Origin of the sequence: Nisaea sp., from assembly GCF_017640745.1 — a bacterium.
Lineage (GTDB): Bacteria > Pseudomonadota > Alphaproteobacteria > Thalassobaculales > Thalassobaculaceae > Nisaea.
In genome coordinates this window covers 18,098-42,518 of the sequence record NZ_JAEPQA010000030.1, presented here as the reverse complement: position 1 = coordinate 42,518, position 24,421 = coordinate 18,098, and the positions used below count along the sequence as shown (strand labels likewise).

The window sequence follows — 24,421 nt, the reverse complement described above, 5'->3', positions numbered from 1 at the left end:
CTCGATCACCCCTTGCCGATCGACGTCTTCAGAGCTGGGCCGACGGCTCGGCCGAGACCGTCTCCGGCTTCACCATCCATTCGCGGCCGCGCAGCATGCCCTTCCAGTAGAACGGCGGCAGGAAGCGCTCCTTCAGCAGCCAGGCGAGCCAGCTCGGCCTGGTGCCGTCGATCAGCCAGCCCGGGAAGCTTGGCAGCAGCGCCCCGCCATAGCCGAACTCGGCGAGCACGATCTTGCCGCGCTCCACGGTCAGCGGACAGGAGCCGTAGCCGTTGTAGCGGGCCTGTTTGCCGCTGCTCTTCATGTCGGAGACGAGGTTCTCCGCCACGATCGGCGCTTGCATGCGGGCCGCCGCCGCGGTCTTGGCATTCGGCGCGTTCATCACGTCGCCGAGCGACCAGACGTTCTGGAAGGTCTTGTGACGCAGGGTCTGCTGGTCGACATCGACCCAGCCGGCCGCATCCGCGAGCGGCGAGACGCGGATGAAGTCCGGCGCGCATTGCGGCGGACAGACATGCATCATGTCGAACTCGACTTCGACCTGCTGCTTCTCCTCGTCCGGCTTCGCAACCTCGAACCAGGCCTTTTTCGCCGCGCCGTCGACCGCGGTCAGGCGATGGAAGAAATGCAGGCCGGCATGGTAGCGCTCGACATAGTCCATCAGCGCCGGGACATAGTCCTTCACCCCGAAGAGCACGCCGCCCGCATTGTAGAAGCCGACCTCGATATCCTTCAGGCCGCCGGTCTTCAGCCAGTGGTCGGCGGAGAGGTACATCGCCTTCTGCGGCGCGCCGGCGCATTTGATCGGCATCGGCGGCTGGGTGAAGACGGCGCGGCCGGATTTCAGTCCGCTCACCAGCTCCCAGGTATAGGGCGCGAGGTCGTAGCGGTAGTTCGAGGTGACGCCGTTCTTGCCGAGCGTCTCGACCAGGCCCTCGACGCCGTGCCAGTCGAGCTTCAGGCCCGGACAGACGACGAGGCGCTTGTATTTCACCACCCGGCAGCCGTCGAGGATCACCGCGTCGTTCTCCGGCTCGAAGGCCGCGACCGCCGCCTTGATCCAGTGCACGCCCTCGGGGATCAGCGAGCCCATGGTGCGGGCCGTGGTCTCGGCGGAGAATATGCCGCCGCCGACCATGGTCCAGCCGGGCTGGTAATAGTGAATGTCGGCCGGATCGATGATGGCGATGTCGAGCCCGGGCGAACGCGCCCGCAGGCTGGAGGCGACGGCGATGCCGGCCGCCCCGCCGCCGACAACGACGACCTCGTAGGAGGCGTCGCCCGTGTCGGTCGGCGTCTTTCCGCCGTTGGCGATGCGCCGGACAACGCCGCTCATGTCGTAGCCTGCCCCCTTGGCGCGCTGCAGGATCTCCGGCAGCGGCCGGTTTTTGGCTTCGGAGAGCGCCCAGAGCGTCGCGGACCGGGTGCCGGAGCGGCAATAGGCGAGCACCGGCTTCGGCAGCCGTTCGAGCGCCTTGCCGAAGGCCTCTGCATCCGTGTCCTCGACCTTGCCGGATGTCACCGGCAGATAGAGGGCCTCGAGCCCGGCCTTTTTCGCCGCCGCCTCGATCTCCTCGAAACTCGGCTGGTCGGCGCCCTCGCCGTCCGGCCGGTTGCAGATGATCGCCCGGTAGCCGGCCGCGGCGAGATCCGCGACCTCGTCCGGCTGGATCTGCGGGCGCACCGAGAGCGTTTCGGTGATCTTGCGATCATCGGTCATGGCATTCCTCCGATAGTCTTTTTTCAGGTCCGCTGTCGGACCGGCGACTCTGTCAGAGCGCGTTCACCGGCAGCTTCAGGAACTGGCGTCCGTCCTTGTCCTTCGGCGGCATCTTGCCGCCGCGCATGTTCACCTGCAGCGAGGGCAGGATGAGGCGCGGCATGTCGAGCTGGGCGTCGCGCTTGGTGCGCATCTCGACGAATTCCTCGCGGGACTTGCCGCCGCCGACATGGATGTTCTCGTCCTTCTCCGCCGCGACCGTGGTCTCCCACTGGATGTCGCGTCCGTTCGGTCCGTAATCGTGGCACATGAAGAGCCGCATCTCGGCCGGCAGGGCGAGCACCTTCTGGATCGAGTCATAAAGCGTGCCGGCGTCGCCGCCCGGGAAATCGGCGCGGGCGCTGCCGCCGTCCGGCATGAAGAGCGTGTCGCCGACGAAGGCGGCATCGCCGATCACGTGGGTCATGCAGGCGGGCGTGTGTCCGGGCGTGTGCATGGCGAAGCAGTGCAGCCCGCCGATCTCGTAGGTATCGCCGTCATCGAACAGGCGGTCGAACTGGCTGCCATCGCGCTGGAACTCGGTGCCCTCGTTGAAGACCTTGCCGAAGGTCTCCTGCACGATGGTGATGTTGCGGCCGATGCCGAGCTTGCCGCCGCATTTCTCCTGGATGTAGGGCGCGGCGGAGAGATGGTCGGCATGGACATGGGTCTCGATCAGCCACTCGACCTCGAGCCCCTTCTCCTGCACGTAGGCGATGATCTCGTCGGCATGCTCGTAGGTGATGCGGCCGGCCGCGTAGTCGATATCCATCACGCTGTCGACCACCGCGCAGCTCTTGGAGTTCGGATCCTTGACCACGTAGCTGATGGTGTTGGTCGCCGGGTCGAAGAAGGGCGTGACCTCGGGGCGCGCACTCATGTCGACGGGATAATTGCTCATCTCGGGTTCCTCCTCGGTTCCGGGCTCATGCCGCATATCAACCCCCTCCTCGAGGAAGAGGTCCATGATTTGGATCAGGATCCCACGAGAGCACGGATCTGTCGGTGACTATGTCACCAAGAGTACCCGCAACGCGGAAACGGCGCTCAGCGCCGGAGCTCCGGCACGCGCCAGACCAGCACGGCGATCGCGACCAGTCCCTCCAGCGCGATCACCGTCAGCGCCGCCGAGCCGCCGAGATGGGAGGCGAGCCAGCCGACATGCAGCACGCCGAGCGGGCCGCTGCCGATGCAGACCGAGAGGATGCCCATCAGCCGGGAGCGGATCTCCGGCGGCGCCTCGGAGAACATGATCGCGCTCTGCATCGAGGCGAAGCCGGCAATGCCGAAGCCGCCGACGGCGAGGATCGCCAGCGCCAGCCCGTAACTGGTGACGAGCGAGAAGCCGAGGATGCAGGCGACGAACAGCACCGAGCCCCAGAGATAGATCCGCCGGTAGCGGTCGGGCGTGGCGACGAAGGCGATCAGCATGGCGCCGGCGAAAGCCCCCGCCCCCTCGACCGTGAGCAGCAGGCCGATCCGGACCGGGTCGATCTCGAAGGTCTCGCGCCCGACCACCGGCGCCATCGAGGCATAGGGAAAGGCGAAGAGATTGACGATCACGGTGATCCCGAGATGCCCCATCAGCGCCTGGCTCTTTCGCAGCCAGGCGAAGCCCTCGCGGAGATCGCCGAGCAGCGTGAAGGGCCGCGGCTCCTTCTCCGCCGCGCGGTAGGCGACGAGGCAGGCGAGCAGCACGGCGACGCCATAGAACAGCGCAGCGACGCCGTAGGTCCCGGCCATGCCGATCGCGGCATAGAGCCCGCCGCCGGCGATCGGGCCGACCATCCGGGTCGCGTTGTTGGAGGCGCTGTCCATCGACATCGCCGGGCCGAGCCGCCCCTGCCCGACGCTCTCGGCGAGGATCGTGCGCCGCACCGGCAGGTCGGTCGACCAGCCGAGCCCGGAGAGAAAGGCGCCGAGCGCGACCTGCCAGAGCGCGAGCGTGCCCGCCCAGGCGGAGAGCGCCAGCGCCCCCGCCGTCCCGCACATCAGCGCGAGCGAGAAGATCAGCAGCAGCTTGCGGTCGAGCCGGTCGGCGATCACGCCGGTGACCGAGCCGAAGAGCGCCATCGGGAGCATCCGGAGCAGGGTCATCAGCGCGACCAGCACCGGCGAGTCCGTCAGGTCATAGACCCAGACCCCGACCGCCAGCAGCTCGAGCCAGCGCATCGCGCCCATCAGCACGCCGATCAGCCAGAGCTTGCGGAAGGTCGGGTCGGCGATCAGGGAAAGCGGCCCGTCCGCCCGCCTTCCCGCATCGCCGTCGCCCGTTTCCCGCTCAGGGGTCCGCAGAGGGGACGCGGTTTCGCTCAGTGCCGTTCTCCCGTGTCGCGCATGGTGTCGAGACCCCGGCAGGACGCCGGAGCGGTGTCCATGATAGCGCGGGTCGGTGCGGCGCGCCGATATCTGGTTTCGCAGCGCTGCCGCGCCGGAACGGAACGGGCGGGGGAAGGAGAAAAGGAAGGAGGGCGCGCTTCCGGCAAGTTCCGGACGTCATCCCGGCCACCGAGCCGGGACCTTGTCGAACGTCGAGCCCCGTTCTGAGAAAGGTCCCGGATCAAGCCCGGGATGACGAATGTGGGGGATACCGGTGCGCACGTTGCTCAGCTCGTCACCCCGGCGGAGGCCGGGGCCCAGGGACCCAGGTCGCCGCTCAATGTTCTCTGGGTCCCGGCCTCCGCCGGGATGACGAATAAAGGGGAAGCGCATCTGCGCTCAAAGCGCGACGGACCACCTCGGCGGCACGGATTGCGGCGGCGGCGCGGGACGGCCGGGCCATTCCGCCGGCAATGTCGCAGCGAAGCTCTCCCGCTCGCTGAAACGCGCGAACCAGTCCGCGAGGCGCGGGCAGTGTTCCCGCCACGGCAGATCGCCATAGCGGAAGGCGATATAGCCGAGCGCGGCGGCGGCGGAGATCTGGTCGTGCAGCACCGGCGCGCACTCCTCCCAGGCGGCCGCCGCTTGATCCAGCGCGAGCAGCGCATGGCTGATCGCAAGGTCCTGGCGGGCGATGAAGTCGCGCGAGATCAGGCCGGGCTCACGGAGCGCCTCGTTACGGCGGAGATTGGCGGCGTCCGTCAGCCCGTCGGCGAGCGCCTCGCCCCGCAGCACGCACCAGCGCGCCGCCCCCGCCTCGGGGATCCGCCGCGCCCCGCCATGCCTTGTGTCGAGCCAGGCGCAGATCACGACGGAATCGTAGAGCGCCTCGCCCTCCCCGGTCTCCAGCACCGGGATCTTTCCAAGCGGGTTCAGCGGCCTGAGCGCCGGCTCGTCGGCGGGATGGGTATAGATCTCCTCAACCTCGCCAGAGAGCCCGGTCTCGCGGAGGAAGATCTTCACCTTCCGGACATAGGGCGAGGTGTAAGAGGAATGCAGCCGCATGGGGAGTCCTCCCGTTTCGCCGCCGGATGCCCTCTCGGGGGACGCGCTCGCGTTCAGTGCCGTTCTCCAACTCTACGCCTTGATGCCGGGGCCCCGGCAGAGCGCCGGGACGATGTCCATGATAGCGCGCGCTCTCAGCGGCCGTCATCCCGGCCGCAGAGCCGGGACCTTGTCGAACATCGAGCTCTGTTCTGAGAAAGGTCCCGGATCAGGTCCGGGATGACGATGAGAGGAAGAGCCGTGCCCTTGAATTTCATTCGTCACCCCGGCGGAGGCCGGGGCCCAGGGATCGAGGTCACCGCTCTATGTTCTCTGGGTCCCGGCCTGCGCCGGGATGACGACCTGATGTGTGTTCCGAAAGGGAGCGCCCCCTACTCCGCCGCTTCCGCCCTCCGGCTCTCCATATACCCCTTCAGCTTCGGCCAGACCTCTTCCGCCATCCGGGTGAAGGAGCGGTGCCACATCTCCTTGGTCCCCTCCATGTCGTGCGCGGTCAGCATCAGGGTGCCGAAATCGCCGATCTCGTCGCGGAAGGCGACGAGCTTGTCGAGCACGGTCCCGGCCGAGCCCGCGATGACGAAATCGCGCACCTTCCCCATCGCGTCCGCCTGCACCGCGTCCCAGTCGATCTCCTCCGGCTTCGCCCCCGCCGCGAGCTGCCCCTGCGCGCCGAGATAGCGGAAGTACCAGGCGAACACCCCGTCCGGATCCTTCAGGATCTCCTCCGCCTCCCCGTCCGTCTCCGTGATCAGCACGGAGCGGCCGACGCGCCAGACGCTCGGGTCCGCGCGTCGCCCCGCCTTCTCCGCGCCGCCCGCATAGGTCGGCCAGTGGGTCGCGATGTCGGAGGCCGGCACGAAATTGCCCGAGAGCAGGCACCAGCCGCGCTGGCCGGCGAAATGCGCGGTCATGGAATTGGCGCCGCGCACCGAGACGGCGATCGGCGGGTGCGGCTGCTGGTAGGGCCGGATGAAGCGGCCGATGCCGTAGTCCGGCAGCACCCGGTCGGAGATCGTCGCAGTGAAATGCTCCCCCTCGTGGGACCAGGGCGGGTCCTCCGACCAGACCTTCTGGATCAGGTCGATGGACTCGACCATCGCCATGGCGCGGGCCTTGTGGTCGAGATTGCCGAAGATCTCCCAGTCGCTCGAGAGCCCTCCCGAGCCGATCCCGAAGATGAAGCGCCCGCGGGCGAGATGGTCGAACAGCGCCGCATGCCCCGCCACCACCACGGGATGCTGCTGCGGCAGCGAGATCACGCCGGAGCCGAAGATTATGTTCTCGGTCTCGGCGATCAGCGAGGCGTTGAACAGCAGCGGCGAGGTCACCGGCTCGGCGGTCGAGGTGTAATGCTCCCCCATCCAGGCCTCGGCGTATCCCAGCCGGTCCGCGAGCTTCACCAGCTCCCGGTTCTCCTGCAGCACGGTGTGGAACTCGCGCGCCGGCGGATGCAGCGGCATCATGAACAGGCCGAGCTTGGCCATGGGGAGCCTCCCGAGTTTTTTGTATACAATGGGAGGGTAGCAGGGGGTGATGGGGTGGGGAAGAGGTCAGCGTTAGCTATGAAAGGTATCCCGTCTCCGCTACGCTTTTACGTACGCCCCAAATTTTTTAACCTTCACCAATCTGCATTCTTGTAAAACTGTCTAGGTCACGAATTAGCTTTGAAATATCCTCTGGGATATCCGCAACGCTCATTGCATTAATTATTGACGTGTGAGTGACGCTCACACCCATCTCACGCTGCAGCTCAGCATTTAATTGACTCAACGCTTCTTTGCCGGGAACACACTTAGTTCTTCCATCAAAGCTGGACCATGTACCTTCGAATTCCTCAATAACCTCCCTGCTTATTGTCGAAATATCTTTTGATGATACACGCGATCTCTCAAATTCAACTTTTTTTGATATCAACTGAGCAGAAACATCTGGCTTCTTTATTTTGTAGAACGCCTCTAAAACATCCAAAGATCCAAAAGCATTTTTCGCTTTTTTTCCACCTCTTGCAGCAGACCTAATTATCTCTCTAGAAATCGCGCCATCTATAGATGGCGGATGCAAAAGATAATTTTCTATCTCCTTCCGTTTGTGCACAACGACTAAATCACAAAAATTACCACATTTCTCCATATAGTAATTGCATTCTTCATCACATCTGTAATCTCTGTCCAATATCGCCGCAGCTCGAATTTTTGTACCGAGTGTTTCTTCCATTCCATCCTTTAAAGATCTCATCCTTTCCGGATTAAACCCATCTAATGGAACAACAGCAAAATCTTGCCTATTACCTATTCTTTCTTTATTCAATTTTCGCGCGAACCTTGAAATAATCTGAAAATCTTTACCTTCAACAAAAACAACACGTTTTGTTTTAGCTAGTTGCGTCAAAATTGGGTTCAAATTTGATCCAAGTGCGCTAAAAACATGAGCCAACTGGGAGGGATCCCTTACCCTTCTCGCATTTCTGTTTATTTTATTTATCATAACAATATCATTAGTTTCTGCCTCCGTAATCATTTCAGTTGAATGCGTCGCTATCAAAATATCCGGACCAAGATCACGAAGAATGGTGAGCAATTGCCTCTGCAACTCAGAATGCAAATATATATCAGGCTCATCAATTAAGAATATTGAACAATCTTTAGATTGAACAATATGAGTCAACATTTGACACCACACTTGGAATCCAAACCCTGACCATGCTATTTCACGAAGAATTCGCTTCTCCGGGCAAAACATATGAATATGACGTTCGGTATCGCTAAAATCTACTTCAGGCTCATTTATGTCCATTCCAGGCCATGTCTGCCGAATCATTGCTTGAAAGTCGTCGAAATTCTCTCGGAAATGATACCAAATATTTCTGAAGTTCCGAGCTGCGCCGTAAGTAAAAAGGGCCCTTTGCGCCGCTTCTTTCTCGTACAATCTCTCGCCATGCTCCACTGGCCCCAGAATAGGAACAAATTTAATGGCGCAATCAAACTCTCTCTTAAATGTCTTAGGAGACCAACAATCTCTACCTTGAGCGTCTGGCAATAAATAACAAACACCTTGGTAAGGAAAATATAACGTTAGTGTATTCTTATTATTCAGCGTGAAAACCACGCTAGCACCGCCTTCATCGCGATAATTGAAAAATATATTCTCTTCTGACACCGAGATCGCACTTAAGTCGACTTCATGCCCCAAGACCACTCCGTTCGGTCCTTGTACCTGCTTGGCACGGCGCGATGTCGCACGTCGCAACGCTGCAGATAGCATCCTAAACGCGGCTAAAACTGTCGACTTTCCAGCATTATTTGGCCCCACCAAGAGATTGAAATGTTTCAGATGTAGAGTGAACTTTTCAAACGCCTTGAATCGCGTAAGTTCCAATTTCGTAAATCGGTGAGACATTCAGATCCACATTAATTGGTGAAGTTTTATGATAAATTACCTGTATATCGAGAACCGCAGAAACACGCAAACAAACTGAGCTTTCCCTCGGCGAACGCGCTCTTGCGCTAAAAGTGAGGCCAAACATCTCTATCCTAGTATCTGTATCTTGCCTCAGAGCGCTATCGGCTTTCGTCTCAGGTCTATGAGACAACCGTTAGTCCGAACGATTAGAACGCTGCTATCTTCGGCCTAGTGCAACTAGATCCCGTATCCGGAACCGCCCATGCCCCTCCCCCTCAGATCCTGGCCCGAAGCCGCCCCGCGTCTCGTCGCCGTTGCGGGCGGGCGCGCCCCCGCGGATCTCGTCATCCGCAATGTCCGCCTCGTCAACGTGCACAGCCGCGAGGTGCTGGACTGGGAGGTCGCGGTCGCCGAGGGGCGCTTCGCCTATACCGGCCCCGATGCGGCGCACTGCATCGGGCCCGAGACCCGCGTGGTCGACGGCGGCGGGCGCTACCTCATCCCGGGGCTCTGCGACGGGCACATGCATATCGAGTCCGGCATGCTGACGCCGGCGGAGTTCGCCGCCGCGGTGATCCCGCATGGCACCACCACCATGTTCACCGACCCGCACGAGATCGCCAACGTGCTCGGGCTCCGGGGCGTGCGCATGATGCATGACGAGGCGCTGCTGCAGCCGGTCAACATCTTCACCCAGATGCCCTCCTGCGCCCCCTCCGCCCCCGGGCTGGAGACCACCGGCTTCGAGATCGGCGCCGAGGACGTGGCGGAGGCGATGCACTGGCCCGGGATCATCGGGCTCGGCGAGATGATGAACTTTCCGGGCGTGATCAATGGCGATCCCCAGATGCTGGCGGAGATGGCGGCGACAATGAATGCCGGCAAGACCGTCGGCGGGCATTACGCCTCGCCCGACCGGGGCGCTGCCTTCAGTGCCTATGCCGCGGGCGGCGCCGCGGACGATCACGAGGGCACGGCGGAGGCGGACGCCATCGCGCGGGTGCGCAACGGCATGCGCTCGATGATGCGGCTCGGCTCCGCCTGGTACGATGTCGAGAGCCAGATCACGGCGGTCACCGAAAAGGGCCTCGATCCGCGCAATTTCATCCTCTGCACCGACGACAGCCATTCCGGCACGCTGGTGCATGAGGGGCACATGAACCGGGTGGTGCGCCACGCGATCTCCTGCGGCTGCGACCCGCTGGTCGCGCTGCAGATGGCGACGATCAACACCGCGACCCATTTCGGCCTCGAGCGCGAGCTCGGCGCGATCGCTCCCGGCCGCCGGGCGGACATGATCCTGACCTCGGATCTCCGCGAGCTGCCGATCGAGGAGGTCTTCGCGCGCGGGGTGACGGTGGCGAAGGAGGGCAAGATCACGGTGGAGTGCCCGCATTACGACTGGCCGGAGGAGGTGCGGCGGACGGTGCATCTCGGCAAGGAGCTCCGGGCGGGCGATTTCGAGATCCCGGCGCCCGCGGGCGCGAACGCGGTGACGGCGAAGGTGATCGGCGTGGTCGAGAACCAGGCGCCGACGAAGGCGCTCAAGGCCGAGCTGCCGGTGGTGGACGGGGTTGTCGAGGGCGACATTGCGCAGGACGTCTGCCAGATCGCGCTGGTCGAGCGCCACCGGGCGACCGGCGGGGTGGTGAACGGCTTCGTCTCCGGTTTCGGCTACGAGGGCAGCATGGCGATGGCCTCCACCGTCGCCCATGACAGCCACCACATGATCGTCGTCGGCACCGACCGCGCGCTGATGGCGAAGGCGGCGATGCGGCTCGGCGAGGTCGGCGGCGGGGTCACGGTCTGGAAGGACGGCGAAGAGATCGCGCTGGTCGAGCTGCCGATCGCAGGCCTGATGTCGGACCGCCCGGCGGCCGAGGTCGCGGCCAAGGCGCAGCGCATGGTCGAGGCGATGGAGCAATGCGGCTGCCGGCTCAACAACGCCTACATGCAGCACTCCCTGCTCGCGCTTCCGGTGATCCCGGAGCTCCGGATCAGCGATCTCGGGCTGGTGGACGTGACGAAATTCGAGCTGACGGAGCTGATCGAGGGGTAGGGTTTTCGCCCTCCCCCATCGTCATCCCGGCGCAGGCCGGGACCCAGGGAGCATAGAGCGGCGCCCCCGATCCCCTGGGCCCCGGCCTCCGCCGGGGTGACGACCTTTTTTTTCCCGGCTCTCCCCTGCACCGTCATCCCGGACCTGATCCGGGACCTTCCGAAGGACCCGGCCCGACGTCCGACAAGGTCCCGGCTCTCCCCCTCTTCGTCATCCCGGACCTGATCCGGGACCTTTCGAAGGACCCGGCCCGACGTTCGACAAGGTCCCGGCTCTGCGGCCGGGATGACGTCCAGAGCTTTGCGAGAACGGAGCGGCATCCCCCAACGAGAAACGCCCGGCCGGGGCCGGGCGTTCTTGTATCCGACGGGCGAAATCCCGCCCCCCGGTCACTTGTCCTTTTTCGCGGCGGACGCGAGCGGCTTCGGCGCGCCGGAGAAATGGGTCGCGAGGACCTTCACCTTCTCCTTCTTCGGCTTCTTGGCCTCCTTGTTGCTGCGCCAGTTGTTGCCCTTGCCCATGATCCTTGTCTCCAAAACTGCAGCGGCCCGATGCCGGAACGGCCTGACGGCGGCTGCACCCATCACCTGCCCGCCAGAGGCGGCAGACGGCGATGATATTGGCATAACCGCACGGGTTTGCCAGAGCCGCTCACGCGTGAATTTACCATTGGATAAGGGTTGAACGGTTATTCTCTCCGGCGTGGGCGAAGCGGCGGAAACGCCGCGAGATAATCGGGAAAAGACATGGTCGGCTGGCTGCCGGATATCTTCAAGAATCTCGGCATCCTGATGATGCTCGCGGCCGGAGTTGCCTATGTGCAGACGGTCGCGTTCGAGCGCATCGGGCGGATCCAGCGGGACCTGATCTCGGGTCTGCTGTTCGGCCTGATCATCGTCGTCGTGATGTTGAGCCCGATCACCCTGCCGCACGGCGGGACCTTCGACCCGCGCAGCGGTCCGGCGATTCTCGCCGGCGTCTTTGCCGGACCGGTCGGCGGCATCGTCGCGGCCGCCATCGGCGCCGCCGGACGCTACTATCTGGTCGGCGGCCCCGTCGCGCTGGGCGGAGCGGTCGGTTTCGCCCTCTACGGCCTGTTCGGGATCGCGTCCGGCCTGCTGATCAGCCGCTACGGCTTCCGCCTCACCCCGCTGACACTCGCGCTCCTCGCCTGTATCGGGACACTGGCCGTCCTGCCCGCGTTCTTCGTCAGCGTCGACGTGCCGACCGGACTCGCCATCCTCGACAAGGTCGGCATCGTGCTGCTGCTACAGAACATCGCCAGCACGCTGATCGTCGGTCTCTCGGTGGACTATGCGAACCAGTTCGCCCAGCTTCGCCGCGCCCTCGCCGAGCAGCAGAAGCAGGACGCCATGCTCTCGCTGGTCGCCCGCAGGACGACGAACGCGGTGGTGATCACCGATGCAAACGGCGCCGTCGAATGGGTGAACGAGGCCTTCACGGACGTCACCGGCTACGAGCTGGGCGAGATCCTCGGCCGCAAACCCGGGAACTTCCTGCAGGGCAAGGACACCGATCCCGAAACCGTCGCGCACATGCGCGGACGTCTCGCCGCGCGCCGGGGCTTCGAGGTCGAGATCATCAACTACAGCAAGGACGGCACGCCGTACTGGGTCTCCATCCTCTGCCAGCCGGTCGAAGAGGAGGGCGAACCGCTCCGCTTCATCGCCATCGAGAGCGACATCACCCGGCGCAAGGCGACAGAGCTTCTGCTGGAACGCAGCCGGCGCGAACTCGAGGCGCAGCTCGACCAGACCCAGAAAGCAAACGCCCGTATCGAACGGCAGGCGACGGAACTGGTCGAACTTGCAGAAACGGAGGCCGAGCTCAGGGTCCAGGCGGAATCCGCGGAAAAGGCCAAGGGCGAATTTCTCGCCAGCATGAGCCACGAGATCCGCACGCCCATGACCGGCGTGATGGGCTTCGCCGACATGCTGCTGGACGACAACCTCCCCGAGGCCAGCGCCGACAAGGTCCGGCAGATCAAGACCGCCACCCAGTCGCTGCTCCGCATCATCAACGACGTGCTGGACATCTCGAAGCTCGAAGCCGGCAAGATGGAGTTCGAGCCGCGCGCGTTCGAGACCGAAACCGTGGTCTCGGACGTTGCCGGGCTGTTCCGGGAAGTATCTGCCGCGCAGAAACAGGGGCGGCTCGAAATCAGCTACGAGATCCAGGACGGGACGCCGCCATATGTCAAGGCGGACCCGATGCGGCTGCGCCAGATCCTTGTCAACCTGGTCGGCAACGCGGTGAAGTTCACCGACACCGGCCGCGTCGACGTCAGATGCGGCCTGGACGAGAGCGGATCGCGGCTGCGCTTCACCGTCAGCGATACCGGGATCGGCATTCCGGAACAGGCTCTCGCCACCCTGTTCGACGCCTTCACGCAGGCCGACACCTCGATCTCGCGCACCTACCAGGGCACCGGCCTCGGACTGTCGATCTGCAAGCGGCTGGTCGACCTGATGGGTGGGGAAATCGGCGTCGAGAGCGCCGCCGGCAGCGGCAGCACCTTCTGGTTCACCCTGCCCTTCAAGACCGCCACCATTGACGAAGTGCCTCTGCACGCCGATTCCGGAGCCGCGGCGACACCGCCCCCCAACACGCCGCTTCACATCCTCGTCGCCGAGGACAACGAGGTGAACCGCACCATCATTTCATCGATCCTGAAGAGCTTCGGCCACACGGCCGACATGGTCGAGAACGGGCAGGAAGCCGTTGCCGCCCTGCAGCGCGGCACCTACGACCTTATCCTCATGGACATCCGAATGCCGGTGATGTCCGGGATGGATGCCACGCGCGCCATCCGCTCCAGGGAGGAACCCGACGCCAGGATCCCGATCATCGCCCTCACCGCCGACGTCGTCAGCGAGAACAGGGACGCCTATTTCGAAATCGGCATGGACGGTTGCGTCGCCAAGCCGATCGACCGGGACGAACTGGCACGGGCGATCGGCGCGGTGATGCGGGATGCCGCCGCGCCCAGCCGCGCACCGGAGGCTCCGAGCGGCCCTCCGGCCGAACCCGACGCCGGAACCGGGAGCGAGGCGGACGCCCCTTCCATCTACGATGTCGAGGCCACGGTCCGGCGTCTCGGCGTTCCGAAGGAGGTCATCGCGCCGCTGCTGAACCGCTTCATAGACGGGAACCGGGATGCCGCCCGGCAGACCGGAGATCTGGTCCGCGACGGCAAGCTCGACGAGGCCTGCGCCCTGCTCCACAACCTGAAAGGTGTCTCGGGCAATCTCGGCGCCATGGCGGTCTCGGCCGCCGCCGCCGAAATCGAACGGCTGATCCGCAATGGCGACATGGACGCGGTCGGCGATGCGATCGCCGACCTCGCCTCGGCGCTTGATCGGACCGTCGCCGAGATGGAGCGCAGTCTTCCCTGACCGGCCTCCAATCTGCCCCCTGGATGTCGTCTCCAAAGAAAAACGCCCGGCCGAAGCCGGGCGTTTCCCTATCAGAAATAGAACGTTCCGCGTGGAGCTTACGCCGCGCTGGCGATGTTCCGCAGCACGTACTGCAGGATGCCGCCGTGGCGGTAGTAGTCCACCTCGTCCGCGGTATCGATGCGGCAGAGCAGCGTGATCTCCTTCACCGAACCGTCGGCGTAGGTGATCTTGCAGGGCACGTCCATGCGCGGCGTGATGCCGTCCGCGATGCCGGTGATGTCGAAGGTCTCGGTGCCCTTCAGACCCAGCGTCTCGCGGTTCTGGCCGTCCTTGAACTGCAGCGGCAGCACGCCCATGCCGACGAGGTTGGAGCGGTGGATACGCTCGAAGCTCTCGACGATCACGGCGCCGACGCCGAGGAGACGGGTGCCCTTCGCCGCCCAGTCGCGGCTGGAGCCGGTGCCGTATTCCTTGCCGCCGACGACGACCAGCGGAACGCCTTCCTTCTGGTAACGCATCGCCGCGTCGTAGATCGGCATCGTCTCGCCGGAGGGATAATGCACCGTGAGACCACCGGTCAGCCCGCCGCCCATCTCGTTCTTCAGGCGGATGTTGGCGAAGGTGCCACGCATCATGATCTCGTGGTTGCCGCGGCGTGCGCCGTAAGCATTGAAATCCACGGGACGGACCTGGCGTTCACGCAGATAGTCGCCCGCCGGGCTGTCCGACTTGATCGAACCGGCCGGAGAGATGTGGTCGGTGGTGATCGAGTCGCCGAGCACCGCGAGTTCGCGCGCGCCGGTGATGTCGGCCAGCTCGCCCGGCTCCATCGACATGCCCTGGAAATAGGGCGGGTTCTGGACGTAGGTCGAGCCGTCGTTCCAGTTGTAGGTCAGGCTGCCGGTGGTCTGCACCGCCTGCCATTCCTTGGTGCCCTCGAAGACGTTGGCATAGCGCGACTGGAACATCTCGCGGGAAACGCTCTGGTGCACGACCTCGGCGATCTCGTGGTTGGTCGGCCAGATGTCTTTCAGGAACACCGGGTTGCCGTCCGGATCGGTGCCGAGCGGGTCCTTGTAGAGGTCCACGTTCAGGTTGCCGGCGATGGCGTAGGCGACGACCAGCGGCGGCGAGGCGAGGTAGTTCGCCTTGACGTGCGGGTTGACGCGGCCCTCGAAGTTCCGGTTGCCGGAGAGCACCGAGGTGACCACCAGATCGCCCTTCTCCACCGCCTCCGCGATATGCGGGTCGAGCGGGCCGGAGTTGCCGATGCAGGTGGTGCAGCCGTAGCCGACGAGGTTGAAGCCGAGCTTGTCGAGCTCGGTCTGCAGGCCGGCCTTCTCCAGATAGTCGGTGACGACCTGGGAGCCCGGCGCGAGCGAGGTCTTCACCCACGGCTTGCGAGTCAGGCCCTTGGCCGCCGCGTTGCGCGCGACGAGACCCGCCGCGATCAGCACGTAGGGGTTGGAGGTGTTGGTGCAGGAGGTGATCGCCGCGATCACGACATCGCCGTCGGACAGCGTGTAATCCTCGCCCTCGACCGGGATGTCACGCGGCGCGACACCGCCGGCGAGATCCTTGAAGGCCTTGGCGAACTCGGGAGCAGCCTCGGTCAGCAGAACGCGGTCCTGCGGACGCTTCGGACCGGCGAGCGATGGCACGACGGTACCGAGATCCAGTTCGAGCGTGTCGGTGAAGACCAGCTCCTGGCTGTCGTCCCGCCACATGCCCTGGGCCTTGGCATATTCCTCGACCAGCGCGATGCGGTCGTCCTCGCGGCCGGTCAGCCGGAGGTAGTTGAGGCATTCCTGGTCGACCGGGAAGAAGCCGCAGGTGGCACCGTATTCCGGCGCCATGTTGGCGATCGTCGCACGGTCGGCGAGCGGCAGCTCGTTCAGGCCCGGGCCGTAGAACTCGACGAACTTGCCGACCACGCCCTTCTTGCGCAGCATCTGCACAACGGTGAGCACCAGGTCGGTCGCGGTCGCGCCTTCCGGCATCTTGCCGGTCAGCTTGAAGCCGACGACTTCCGGGATCAGCATGGAGACCGGCTGGCCGAGCATGGCCGCTTCCGCCTCGATGCCGCCGACGCCCCAGCCGAGCACGGCCATGCCGTTCACCATGGTGGTGTGGCTGTCGGTGCCGACCAGCGTGTCCGGGTAGGCGATCGTCTTGCCGTCCTCGTCCTTGGTCCAGACGGTCTGGGCGAGATGCTCAAGGTTCACCTGGTGGCAAATGCCGGTTCCCGGCGGGACGACCCGGAAGTTGCGGAAGGCCTTGGAGCCCCAGCGCAGGAACTCGTAGCGCTCGCCGTTGCGTTCGAACTCGAGGTCGACGTTCTTCTTGAAGGAATCGGGGCCGCCGAAGGCATCCACCATGACCGAGTGATCGATCACGAGGTCGACCGGAGAGAGCGGATTGATCTTCTCCGGGTCGCCGCCGAGCTGCGTCATGGCGTCGCGCATCGCGGCGAGGTCGACCACCGCCGGAACGCCCGTGAAGTCCTGCATCAGGACACGGGCCGGGCGATAGGCGATTTCACGGTCGGACTTCTTGTCCTTGACCCACTGGGCGAGCGCCTTGACGTCGTCCACGGTCACCGTGCGTCCGTCCTCGTAGCGCAGCAGGTTCTCGAGCAGCACCTTCAGGGAGTAGGGAAGCTTGCGAATCTCCGGATATCCGGCATCGGCGAAGGCTTCGAGGCTGTAATAATCATAGCTCTTTCCGGCCGCTTTGAGCGTACGCCGGGTTTTCAGACTGTCTTGGCCAGCAGTCACGGTCATCTCCTATTGAATCGGTGATGGCGGCCGCCCGAGGAGCGCCTCGGCCCGGTCTCTCCCATTAGTCTTTGTGGCGCGGGCGGAGAGCGCTCCGGACCGCGCGCCCCGTTTATAGAAAATTCCTTGAAAGAGTGCCAGTCCCGTCTGCTGCAAATAAGCGTCTCTGCGGGCTTGCCGATTTGCGAAATCCCGTTCCGCAATTTGCCACATTAGAAATAATCTTGTTGACCTCGGCACGAGCGCATCCAAAAATCGGCACCAATCAAAGGGGGCCGCAACGACGGCATCCCGATAACAACATCGGTTCGAAAACGGCGATCCGCGGCAAACGCGGGGGCTGCGGGCCGGGACGGACAGGGAGGTGGCGCTTGCTTCGCAAGAGCCCGGGTGTATCCGAAATCTCAGACTGTTCGCCCCTGCCCGGTTTCCGGACCGCGTAATAGGGATGGAACATGGCGTACGAGTACCCGGATCCTTCGGTCTACGACACGTTGCCGAAGCTGCTGCGTTTCAATGCGGAACGTCATCCGACAGAAGTGGCCCTCCGCGAAAAGGATTACGGGGTCTGGACCGAATTCACCTGGGCCGACTACCAGGAACGCGTCCGTAACCTCGCCCTTGCGATGCACGAGGCCGGCCTGCGGAAGGGCGACGTTTTCGCCATCATCGGCGACAACAACGTGGACTGGATCTGCGCCGAGCTCGCCGCGCAGTCCGTCGGCGCGATGACCATCGGCTTCTACCGCGACGTGCTCGAGGACGAGATCGCCTATCTCGCCGGCTACAGCCAGGCGAAGATGGCCTATGCCGAGGACCAGGAGCAGGTCGACAAGTTCCTCGCGCTCGGCGACCGGGCCGATTCGATTGAGAAGATCATCTATTCCGACCAGCGCGGGATGCGGAAGTTCGACGATCCGCGCATCGTCTCCTTCAACGACCTGGTGACTCGCGGCGCGGAGATCCACGCGAAGTCGCCGGAACTCTACGACCAGCTGGTCGACGCGGTGACCGGCGAGGATGTCGCAATCCTCTGCACGACCTCCGGCACCACCTCCAACCCGAAACTGGCGGAGCTGCCGCACGGCAATTTCGTGCGTCACACCCAGCTCTACCTGAAGCACGACCCGAAGGACTCGACGGACGAATACGTCTCCGTGCTGCCCATGCCCTGGATCATGGAGCAGGTCTATACCCTCGGCTTCGGCCTCAATTCCCGCATGAAGGTGAGTTTCCCCGAAAACGAGGAAACCGCGATGCAGGACATGCGTGAGATCGGCCCGACCTTCCTCCTTCTGGCGCCGCGCGTGCTGGAGCAGATCGCCGCCGACATGCGCGCCCGGGTGATGGATGCCGGGCCGCTGACCCAGTGGATCTTCGAGAAGGGCGTCGCGCTCGGCACCGAAGCGGTCGAGCAAGGAAGCCGTTCGTGGCTGGCCGACACCATGCTGTTCGGCGCGTTGCGTGACCGGCTCGGCTTCTCCAACGTGCGCTCGGCAGCAACCGGCGGCGCGGCGATGGGTCCCGAGACCTTCAAGCTCTTCCTCGCCATGGGCGTGCCGCTGAAACAGCTCTACGGACAGACCGAACTGCTCGGCGCCTACACGCTGCAGGACGGCAAGGAGATCGACGTCGACACGGTCGGCGTGCCGTTCGAGGGCTGCGAGGTGAAGATCATAGATGCCGATACGGACGGCGTCGGCGAGATCGTGACCAGACATCCGAATATGTTCCGAGGTTTCTACAAGAATGCCGAGGCGACGAAAGCGGACATGAAGGACGGCTGGATGCATACTGGCGATGCCGGCTTCTTCGACGACAAGGGCCGCCTGACGGTGATCGACCGGGTGAAGGACATCGCCCAGACCCGCACCGGCACCAAGTTCTCGCCGCAATATATCGAGAACAAGCTGAAGTTCTCGCCCTATATCGGCGAAGCGGTGATCCTCGGGGCCGGTCAGGACTATCTGACGGCCATCATCTGCGTGCGCTTCTCCATCGTCTCGAAATGGGCAGAGAAAGCGCGCATCCCCTTCACCTCCTACACGAACCTCTCGGACCGGCCGGAGATCTATGAGCTCATCCGAGGCGAGATCGCGCATGTGAACGAGAGCCTTCCGGAGACCCAGAAAATCCGGAAATTCCTGCTTCTTTACAAAGAGCTGGATGCCGATGACGGCGAGCTCACCCGGACCCGCAAGGTCCGCCGCAGCGTGATCGCCGAGCGCTACGGTCCGATCATCGAAGCGCTCTACGGCGACGGAGACCGGGCGGAGATGAACTCCGAGGTGACGTTTGAGGATGGCCGCAAGGGCAACATCCAGGCGTCGATGAAAATCATGGAAGTGGACGGCGCCGCAGCGCCGGCGTTGAAAAAGGCAGGCTGACCCGTGGCAGAAGCACAGACCCTAGAGTCCGGAGAGAGCGCAGCGCCCTCCGGCTACGCGGATACGCGAACCATCGGCGGTCCGATCCTCAGCGTCGAGAACATCGTGGTGAAGTTCGGCGGCGTCACCGCCATCAACGACGTCAGTTTCGATGTGCGGGAAGGTGAGATCCGCGCCATCATCGGTCCGAACGGCGCCGGCAAGTCCTCGATGCTCAACGTCCTGAACGGCTTCTACAAGCCGCGCTCGGGCAAGATCAATTTCGCCGGCCAGTCCTTCCCGGCGATGGATCCCTATTTCGCGGCATCGAACGGGATCGCCCGCACCTTCCAGAACATTGCGCTCTTCCGCGGCATGAGCACGCTCGACAACCTGATGACCGGGCGCATGCTGAAAATGAAGAGGAACTTTTTCTGGCAGTGCCTCTATTTCGGCCCGGCCCAGAAGGAGGAGCTCGAGAACCGCGCGCATGTCGAGCGGGTGATCGACTTCCTTGAGATCGCCGCGCTGCGCCGAACCCCGGTCGGCCGCCTGCCCTACGGGTTGCAGAAGCGGGTCGAACTCGGACGCGCGCTGGCGATGGATCCGAAAATCCTCCTGCTCGACGAGCCGATGGCCGGCATGAACGTCGAGGAGAAGGAGGACATGTCCCGCTTCATCATCGACGTGAACGAGGAGTTCGGCACCACCGTGATCCTGATCGAACACGACATGGGCGTGGTGATGGACCTCTCCGACCGCGTCGTCGTGCTGGATTACGGCAGCAAGATCGCCGACGGCACGCCGGACGAAGTACGAGCGAACCAAGATGTCATCGACGCCTATCTCGGCGTCAGCCACGACTGACGTGCTGAGTTAAAGGAGAACACCCCGTGGAATTCCTCCATGCACTTCTGATTCAGCCGTTCGCCGACATGGTCATGGAACCGGCTTTCTTCATCGAGACCCTGGTCAAGGGCCTGATGGCCGGCGTGCTCTATTCGCTCGTCGCCCTCGGCTTCGTGCTGATCTTCAAGGCCTCCGGCGTCTTCAACTTCGCCCAGGGCGTGATGGCGCTGTTCGCAGCGCTGACACTGACGGGTCTGATGGAACTACTCGAACCGTCCGGCATGCCGAAAGCGCTGATCGTTATCCTGGCAATAGCGGCAACGATTGTCGTGATGATCCTGCTGGCGCTGATCATCGAACGCCTCGTTCTCAGACCGCTGGTGAACCAGGAACTCATCATCCTCTTCATGGCAACCCTCGGCCTCTCCTACGTGCTCGAAGGTGCAGGCGACCTGCTCTGGGGCAGCGACGTGAAAGTGCTCGATATCGGACTGCCGACCGACGTCTGGGACATCAACGGCGTCTTCATCGAGCAGCTAGACGTGACCGCGGCGATCGCCGCCGGGTCGCTCGTCGCCGTGCTCGCGGTGTTCTTCACCAAGACCCGCATTGGCCGCGCGCTCCGCGCCGTGGCGGACGATCACCAGGCCGCCCTCTCCGTGGGTATCTCGCTGCAGCAGATCTGGGTCATCGTCTGGTCCGTCGCAGGCATCGTCGCGCTGGTCGCCGGCATCATGTGGGGCAGCAAGTCCGGCGTTCAGTTCAGCCTCTCGCTGATCGCGCTGAAGGCCCTGCCCGTGCTGATCCTCGGCGGCTTCACCTCGATCCCGGGCGCCATCATCGGCGGCCTGATCATCGGCGTCGGCGAGAAGATCGTCGAAGTCTTCTGGTACAGCGTCCATGGCGGCGCTGTTGAGAACTGGTTCGCCTTCATGCTGGCGCTCGTGTTCCTGATGTTCAGGCCACAGGGGCTGTTCGGCGACAAGATTATCGAAAGGGTGTAAGGCGATGCTGTATCGCGAGACAGGCCAGTTCAAACGGAACTATGCCGCTGACCAGCAGCTGTTCCCGATTTTCCAGGACAAGATCCTGCTTGGTGTGATCCTGACGGTCGCGCTCGCCGTGATTCCGTTCGTGATCAATGACTATTGGTCGAAGGCGATCCTTCTACCCTTCATGGTCTATTCGTTCATTGCGCTCGGCCTGAATATCCTGGTCGGCTATTGCGGGCAGATCTCGCTCGGCACCGGCGGGTTCATGGCGGTTGGCGCGTACAGCTCCTACAAGCTCTGCACCGCCTTCCCTGAGATGAACCTGGTCTTTGTGATCCTGCTCTCCGGAGGCTGTACGGCCGCGGTCGGCGTACTGTTCGGTCTGCCGAGCCTCCGGATCAAGGGCTTCTACCTCGCCGTCGCGACCCTGGCCGCGCAGTTCTTCCTGATCTGGATGTTCAACAAGGTTCCGTGGTTTTACAATTACGAGATGAGCCAGATCACCGCGCCGCCGCGCGAGATGTTCGGCTTCCTCGTCTCCGGGCCTCAGGCGTCTCCGACCGCCCAATACCTCTTCGTGCTCGGCTTCCTGATCGTCTTTACCTGGATCGCCCTCAACCTTGTGCGCGGCCGCATCGGCCGGAGCTGGATGTCGATCCGCGACATGGACATCGCCGCCGAACTGCTCGGTATCAAGCCGCTGAAGACCAAACTCTCCGCTTTCGCCGTTTCCTCTTTCTACATCGGCATCGGAGGTGCACTGATCTTCCACATCTGGCTCGGCACGGTCGAAGCGACAGAAGCCTTCGATATCCTGCAATCTTTCTTTGTCCTCTTCGCCATCATCATCGGCGGCCTAGGCAGTGTGCTCGGCGCCTATCTCGGGGCCGCCTTCATGGCGCTGATGCCGGTCGGCCTCAAGGTCGTGCTGGTGGACGGCGCCGGAATGGCCGTCGACACCGCCAAGCATATCGAAATCATGCTGGTCGGCAGCCTGATCATCTTCTTTCTTATCAAGGAGCCGCACGGTCTGGCACGCATGTGGCAGATCACCAAGGAGAAGCTCCGCCTGTGGCCATTCCCGTATTAACGGGAATCCGCCAGCGGACCGGACGCATTCGCGTCCGTCCGAACGATCACAATACGGGCTGCGAATGGCGCGGCCTCAAAACGGGAGGCAACAAATGAAATTAACCAGACTCGCATTAGCCCTTGGGGTGGCCGGGCTGTTCGCCAGCACGGCCGATGTTCCGAGCGCGCAGGCGAAGTACGACGCCTTTACGGTCCCGAGCCTCGTGTACCGCACCGGAGCCTATGCTCCGAACGGCATCCCGGTGGCCAACGGGTTCCTCGACTATTTCAACATGCTGAACGAGCGCGACGGCGGCATCGAGGGGATCAAGGTCAACGTGCTGGAGTGCGAGACCGCCTACAATACCAAGCAAGCCGTCGAGTGCTACGAGAACACCAAGAACGAAGGCCAATCCGGCGCACTTGCGATCAACCCGCGTTCAACCGGCGCCACCTATGCGTTGATCCCGAAAACCACAGAGGACAAGATTCCTCTGCTCACGCTCGGCTACGGCCGGACCTCCGCCGCCAATGGCAAAGTGTTCCCGTATATCTTTAATCCGCCGGGCACCTACTGGTCGCAGGCGACCGTGTTTATTAAGTATATCGCCCAGCAGGAAGGCGGGATGGAGAACCTGAAGGGCAAGAAGATCGCCCTCGTCTACCACAACTCCGCCTACGGCAAGGAGCCCATCAAGACGCTCGAAACGCTCGCCGCGAAACATGGCTTCGAGTTGATGCTGCTCCCGGTCGATCATCCGGGTCAGGAACAGAAGGCCACCTGGCTGCAGGTGCGCCGCGGCAAGCCGGACTGGCTCCTGATGTGGGGCTGGGGCGTGATGAACCAGGTCGCCATCAAGGAGGCCGCCGCGATCCGGTTCCCGATGGACAAGTTCATTGGTGTCTGGTGGTCCGGTTCCGAGAATGACGTTGCTCCTTCGGGCCCGGCCGCGAAAGGCTATCTCGCGGGAACGATGCACGCGCCCGGCTCGAATTTCGGTGCGCTTGAGGAGATCCGCAAACACCTTTACGCAAAGGGCAAGGGCGCCGGCGAGGAATCCCGCATCGGCGAGGTTCTGTACAACCGCGGTCTTCTGGAAGCGGTCCTGACCGCGGAAGCGATCCGCAACGCCATCAAGATCCACGGCACGACCGACATTCGGGGTGAACACGTGCGAGACGGCTTCGAGGCCATCAAGCTCGACGACGCCGCTTTCAAACGCCTCGACCTCGAGGGCTTCATGCCGCCGATCGAGATCACTTGCGAGAACCACGAGGGCAACGGGAAAATCGCCGTGCAACAGTGGGATCCTGATACCGGCAAATGGACCGTGGTGTCCGACTGGATCGAGCCGATGCGCGATCTGGTGAATGAATTGGTGTCAGAAGATTCGGCAGCTTTCGCGGCGGAAAATAATATTACGCCGCGTCAGTGCAACTGACAGACCTAACCGTGAACGGCGCCGGGACTCCGGCGCCGTTCTTCCCCAGTTGGAGGCATGAGACGTGAGCGCTGTCGAACAGGAAACCGGGACGGAAACGCCGATCCTTCGCGTCAACAACATCGAGGTCATCTACGACCACGTCATTCTGGTCCTGAAAGGCGTCTCGCTCGAAGTGCCTCGCGGCGGCATTGTCGCCCTGCTCGGCGGCAACGGCGCCGGCAAGACCACTACCTTGAAAGCCATTTCGAACCTGCTGAAGTCCGAACGCGGCGAGGTCACGAAAGGCACGATCGATTTCGAGGGTCAGGCGATCCAGTCCATGACCCCGCACCAGCTCGTCGAGAAGGGCGTCATCCAGGTGATGGAAGGCCGCCACTGTTTCGAGCATCTGACCGTCGAGGAAAACCTGCTGACCGGCGCTTTCACGCGCGGCGGCGACAGGGTGGGCATCGCCCAGGATCTCGAGATGGTCTACAGCTATTTCCCGCGCCTGCGCGAACGCCGCAGCAGCCTCGCCGGCTACACGTCCGGCGGCGAGCAGCAGATGGTCGCCATCGGGCGCGCGCTGATGAGCCGGCCAAAAACCATCCTGCTGGACGAACCCTCGATGGGTCTGGCGCCGCAGCTGGTCGAGCAGATTTTCGAGATCGTAAAGAAGATCAACGAGCAGGAAGGCGTCTCCATTCTTCTGGCGGAGCAGAACACCAATGTGGCGCTGCGCTATGCCAAATACGGCTACATCCTCGAGAGCGGCCGTGTGGTGATGGAAGGCGACGCGGAGATGCTGCGCTCCAACGAGGACGTGAAGGAATTCTATCTCGGCCTCAGCTCGAGCGGACGGAAGAGCTTCCGCGACGTGAAACACTATCGTCGCCGCAAGCGCTGGCTCGGCTGAGCAAAC

The 24,421-nt window shown here is 63.2% G+C and carries 16 protein-coding genes and 1 pseudogene; 8 read left to right on the top strand and 9 right to left on the bottom strand.

Annotated elements, in window-relative coordinates; all coding sequences use genetic code 11:
• Positions 1-28: 28 nt before the first annotated feature.
• The 7 genes and pseudogenes from JJ959_RS18135 to JJ959_RS21365 all read right to left on the bottom strand — a co-directional run.
• Positions 29-1,720, bottom strand: coding sequence for a bifunctional protein tyrosine phosphatase family protein/NAD(P)/FAD-dependent oxidoreductase (locus tag JJ959_RS18135; RefSeq protein WP_292886837.1), 1,692 nt, complete (start codon positions 1,718-1,720; stop codon positions 29-31).
• Between the two features lie 52 nt (positions 1,721-1,772).
• Positions 1,773-2,660, bottom strand: a complete 888-nt coding sequence (locus tag JJ959_RS18130) for an MBL fold metallo-hydrolase (protein ID WP_292886834.1) — start codon at positions 2,658-2,660, stop codon at positions 1,773-1,775.
• Between the two features lie 146 nt (positions 2,661-2,806).
• The gene (locus JJ959_RS18125; protein ID WP_292886872.1) at positions 2,807-3,985 is read right to left on the bottom strand and encodes an MFS transporter; all 1,179 of its coding nucleotides are present in this window, start codon (positions 3,983-3,985) and stop codon (positions 2,807-2,809) included.
• 492 nt (positions 3,986-4,477) lie between these two features.
• Positions 4,478-5,143, bottom strand: coding sequence for a glutathione S-transferase N-terminal domain-containing protein (locus tag JJ959_RS18120; RefSeq protein WP_292886831.1), 666 nt, complete (start codon positions 5,141-5,143; stop codon positions 4,478-4,480).
• A 371-nt stretch (positions 5,144-5,514) separates the two neighbouring features.
• A complete protein-coding gene (locus JJ959_RS18115; RefSeq protein ID WP_292886828.1) occupies positions 5,515-6,627 on the bottom strand; it encodes an LLM class flavin-dependent oxidoreductase in 1,113 nt (370 codons plus the stop codon).
• Positions 6,628-6,754: 127 nt separating this feature from the next.
• Positions 6,755-8,332 (bottom strand): AAA family ATPase, encoded by a 1,578-nt coding sequence (locus JJ959_RS18110; RefSeq protein ID WP_292886826.1) that lies wholly within the window; start codon positions 8,330-8,332, stop codon positions 6,755-6,757.
• A pseudogene (locus tag JJ959_RS21365) lies at positions 8,333-8,539 on the bottom strand (AAA family ATPase); the annotation flags it as partial.
• A 265-nt stretch (positions 8,540-8,804) separates the two neighbouring features.
• Here JJ959_RS21365 and ade point away from each other — a divergent pair.
• Complete coding sequence (gene ade / locus JJ959_RS18105; RefSeq protein ID WP_292886823.1) at positions 8,805-10,601, top strand: adenine deaminase; 1,797 nt, start codon at positions 8,805-8,807, stop codon at positions 10,599-10,601.
• 389 nt (positions 10,602-10,990) lie between these two features.
• Here ade and JJ959_RS18100 read toward each other — a convergent pair whose 3' ends face one another.
• Entirely contained in the window at positions 10,991-11,122 is a 132-nt protein-coding gene (locus tag JJ959_RS18100; protein WP_292886821.1) for a hypothetical protein, read from the bottom strand.
• A gap of 225 nt (positions 11,123-11,347) precedes the next feature.
• Here JJ959_RS18100 and JJ959_RS18095 point away from each other — a divergent pair, with 225 nt between their 5' ends.
• Positions 11,348-14,017 (top strand): ATP-binding protein, encoded by a 2,670-nt coding sequence (locus JJ959_RS18095; protein ID WP_292886818.1) that lies wholly within the window; start codon positions 11,348-11,350, stop codon positions 14,015-14,017.
• A gap of 98 nt (positions 14,018-14,115) precedes the next feature.
• On the opposite strand, the gene acnA is transcribed toward JJ959_RS18095, so the two are convergent.
• On the bottom strand, positions 14,116-16,803 hold the full coding sequence (gene acnA, locus JJ959_RS18090; RefSeq protein WP_292886815.1) for an aconitate hydratase AcnA: 2,688 nt from the start codon (positions 16,801-16,803) through the stop codon (positions 14,116-14,118).
• A gap of 449 nt (positions 16,804-17,252) precedes the next feature.
• Here acnA and JJ959_RS18085 point away from each other — a divergent pair, with 449 nt between their 5' ends.
• From JJ959_RS18085 to JJ959_RS18060, 6 genes are all read left to right on the top strand, one after another.
• Complete coding sequence (locus JJ959_RS18085; RefSeq protein WP_292886812.1) at positions 17,253-19,184, top strand: AMP-binding protein; 1,932 nt, start codon at positions 17,253-17,255, stop codon at positions 19,182-19,184.
• A gap of 72 nt (positions 19,185-19,256) precedes the next feature.
• Entirely contained in the window at positions 19,257-20,030 is a 774-nt protein-coding gene (locus tag JJ959_RS18080; protein WP_292886869.1) for an ABC transporter ATP-binding protein, read from the top strand.
• A 26-nt stretch (positions 20,031-20,056) separates the two neighbouring features.
• The gene (locus JJ959_RS18075; RefSeq protein ID WP_292886809.1) at positions 20,057-21,016 is read left to right on the top strand and encodes a branched-chain amino acid ABC transporter permease; all 960 of its coding nucleotides are present in this window, start codon (positions 20,057-20,059) and stop codon (positions 21,014-21,016) included.
• A 4-nt stretch (positions 21,017-21,020) separates the two neighbouring features.
• Positions 21,021-22,094 (top strand): branched-chain amino acid ABC transporter permease, encoded by a 1,074-nt coding sequence (locus tag JJ959_RS18070; protein WP_292886806.1) that lies wholly within the window; start codon positions 21,021-21,023, stop codon positions 22,092-22,094.
• Positions 22,095-22,158: 64 nt separating this feature from the next.
• Positions 22,159-23,517 carry an ABC transporter substrate-binding protein gene (locus tag JJ959_RS18065; protein WP_292886803.1) on the top strand — a complete coding sequence of 453 codons (1,359 nt, stop codon included), beginning with the start codon at positions 22,159-22,161 and terminating at the stop codon, positions 23,515-23,517.
• A 64-nt stretch (positions 23,518-23,581) separates the two neighbouring features.
• Positions 23,582-24,415, top strand: a complete 834-nt coding sequence (locus JJ959_RS18060) for an ABC transporter ATP-binding protein (RefSeq protein WP_292886800.1) — start codon at positions 23,582-23,584, stop codon at positions 24,413-24,415.
• Positions 24,416-24,421 lie beyond the last annotated feature (6 nt).